Source organism: Bacillus sp. 007/AIA-02/001 (genome assembly GCF_004634455.1).
GTDB lineage: Bacteria > Bacillota > Bacilli > Bacillales > Bacillaceae_G > Bacillus_A > Bacillus_A cereus.
On record NZ_SEIY01000042.1, the window covers coordinates 1 to 2945 of the forward strand.

The following is a 2945-nucleotide window of genomic DNA, read 5'->3' on the forward strand; positions in this document are numbered from 1 at the left end:
TTGCTACATATTATATGGTTAAGTCCTCGATCTATTAGTATTCGTCAGCTCCACATGTCACCATGCTTCCACCTCGAACCTATCAACCTGATCATCTTTCAGGGATCTTACTAGCTTACGCTATGGGAAATCTCATCTTGAGGGGGGCTTCATGCTTAGATGCTTTCAGCACTTATCCCTTCCGCACATAGCTACCCAGCTATGCCCTTGGCAGAACAACTGGTACACCAGCGGTGCGTCCATCCCGGTCCTCTCGTACTAAGGACAGCTCCTCTCAAATTTCCTACGCCCACGACGGATAGGGACCGAACTGTCTCACGACGTTCTGAACCCAGCTCGCGTACCGCTTTAATGGGCGAACAGCCCAACCCTTGGGACCGACTACAGCCCCAGGATGCGATGAGCCGACATCGAGGTGCCAAACCTCCCCGTCGATGTGGACTCTTGGGGGAGATAAGCCTGTTATCCCCGGGGTAGCTTTTATCCGTTGAGCGATGGCCCTTCCATGCGGAACCACCGGATCACTAAGCCCGACTTTCGTCCCTGCTCGACTTGTAGGTCTCGCAGTCAAGCTCCCTTATGCCTTTGCACTCTACGAATGATTTCCAACCATTCTGAGGGAACCTTTGGGCGCCTCCGTTACACTTTAGGAGGCGACCGCCCCAGTCAAACTGCCCACCTGACACTGTCTCCCGGGTCGATAAGACCCGTAGGTTAGAATTTCAATACAGTCAGGGCGGTATCCCACCAGCGCCTCCACCGAAGCTAGCGCTCCGGTTTCAATGGCTCCCGCCTATCCTGTACAAACTGTACCAAAATTCAATATCAGGCTACAGTAAAGCTCCACGGGGTCTTTCCGTCCTGTCGCGGGTAACCTGCATCTTCACAGGTACTATAATTTCACCGAGTCTCTGGTTGAGACAGTGCCCAAATCGTTACACCTTTCGTGCGGGTCGGAACTTACCCGACAAGGAATTTCGCTACCTTAGGACCGTTATAGTTACGGCCGCCGTTTACTGGGGCTTCAGTTCAGAGCTTCGCTTACGCTAACCCCTCTCCTTAACCTTCCAGCACCGGGCAGGTGTCACCCCCTATACTTCGCCTTACGGCTTCGCAGAGAGCTGTGTTTTTGCTAAACAGTCGCTTGGGCCTATTCACTGCGGCTTTCCGTTAAGAAAGCACCCCTTCTCCCGAAGTTACGGGGTCATTTTGCCGAGTTCCTTAACCAGAGTTCTCTCGCACACCTTAGGATTCTCTCCTCGCCTACCTGTGTCGGTTTGCGGTACAGGCACCTTTTATCTCGCTAGAAGCTTTTCTTGGCAGCGGGGAATCAAAGACTTCGCTCCATAAGGAGCTTCCCCATCACAGCTCAGCCTTCACGATAAGCGGATTTGCCTACTTATCAGCCTAACTGCTTGGACGTGCACAACCAATCGCACGCTTCTTCTATCCTTCTGCGTCCCTCCATTGCTCAAACGATAAAGAGGTGGTACAGGAATATCAACCTGTTGTCCATCGCCTACGCCTGTCGGCCTCGGCTTAGGTCCTGACTAACCCTGAGCGGACGAGCCTTCCTCAGGAAACCTTAGGCATTCGGTGGACGGGATTCTCACCCGTCTTTCGCTACTCATACCGGCATTCTCACTTCTAAGCACTCCACCAGTCCTTACGGTCTGACTTCACTGTCCTTAGAACGCTCCCCTACCACTGATACCATTGGTATCAATCCGCAGCTTCGGTGGTGTATTTAGCCCCGGTACATTTTCGGCGCAGAGTCACTCGACTAGTGAGCTATTACGCACTCTTTAAATGGTGGCTGCTTCTAAGCCAACATCCTAGTTGTCTAAGCAACTCCACATCCTTTTCCACTTAATACACACTTTGGGACCTTAGCTGGCGGTCTGGGCTGTTTCCCTTTTGACTACGGATCTTATCACTCGCAGTCTGACTCCTAAGGATAAGTCATTGGCATTCGGAGTTTGACTGAATTCGGTAATCCGATGAGGACCCCTAGTCCAATCAGTGCTCTACCTCCAAGACTCTTACACTTAAGGCTAGCCCTAAAGCTATTTCGGGGAGAACCAGCTATCTCCAGGTTCGATTGGAATTTCTCCGCTACCCACACCTCATCCCCGCACTTTTCAACGTGCGTGGGTTCGGGCCTCCATTCAGTGTTACCTGAACTTCACCCTGGACATGGGTAGATCACCTGGTTTCGGGTCTACGACCACGTACTAAACGCCCTATTCAGACTCGCTTTCGCTGCGGCTCCGCCTCTTCAGCTTAACCTCGCACGGGATCGTAACTCGCCGGTTCATTCTACAAAAGGCACGCCATCACCCGTTAACGGGCTCTGACTATTTGTAGGCACACGGTTTCAGGATCTCTTTCACTCCCCTTCCGGGGTGCTTTTCACCTTTCCCTCACGGTACTGGTTCACTATCGATCACTAGGGAGTATTTAGCCTTGGGAGATGGTCCTCCCAGATTCCGACGGAATTTCACGTGTTCCGCCGTACTCAGGATACATTCAAGAGAGAACGAAGTTTCGACTACGGGGTTGTTACCCTCTACGACGGACCTTTCCAGGTCGCTTCGTCTACCTCGTTCCTTTGTAACTCCGTATAGAATGTCCTACAACCCCAAGAGGCAAGCCTCTTGGTTTGGGCTATGTTCCGTTTCGCTCGCCGCTACTCAGGAAATCGCATTTGCTTTCTCTTCCTCCAGGTACTTAGATGTTTCAGTTCCCTGGGTCTGTCTTCCTTACCCTATGTATTCAGATAAGGATACCATACCATTACGTATGGTGGGTTTCCCCATTCGGAAATCTTCGGATCAAAGCTTACTTACAGCTCCCCGAAGCATATCGGCGTTAGTCCCGTCCTTCATCGACTCCTAGTGTCAAGGCATCCACCGTGCGCCCTTTCTAACTTAACCAAACTAAAA

1 rRNA gene is annotated in these 2945 nt (G+C 51.6%); it reads right to left on the reverse strand.

The window, feature by feature from the left end:
• Positions 1 to 14 precede the first annotated feature (14 nt).
• A 23S ribosomal RNA gene (locus ES895_RS29035) occupies positions 15 to 2936 on the reverse strand.
• Positions 2937 to 2945: the final 9 nt, after the last annotated feature.